This window comes from Nocardioides humilatus (genome assembly GCF_008373755.1).
GTDB classification, from domain to species: Bacteria; Actinomycetota; Actinomycetes; order Propionibacteriales; family Nocardioidaceae; genus Nocardioides; species Nocardioides humilatus.
In genome coordinates, this window is record NZ_VUJV01000099.1 from 1 (window position 1) to 268 (window position 268).

Genomic DNA, 268 nt, shown 5'->3' on the forward strand with positions numbered 1-268 from the left:
CCCCGACAAGCGGTGGACCCTGCACTTCCACCCGACGACGGGCGGCGTGGCGACCCTGCACTTCGTGGCCCAGTTCTCCACACGGCACCGCCGCAACTTACGTCGCCTCCGGATCCTCGGCAGGGTGGCGCTGAGCGCCGCGCTGATCGCGCTGCTGGGCGCGATGGTCTACCTGCTCGGCGACGGGCCGCAAGGTCCCTTCCACGGGCCGGCGTTCCATCTCCCGCTCTGGGAACTCGCGAACGGTATGACCATCGCGATCGGGTGC

Annotated in this window: 1 protein-coding gene; it reads left to right on the forward strand. The window is 70.1% G+C overall.

The features are described from left to right. Positions 1 to 268 (forward strand): hypothetical protein (locus tag F0U44_RS23205; protein ID WP_188113645.1); only part of this gene is annotated, 268 nt, incomplete at both ends.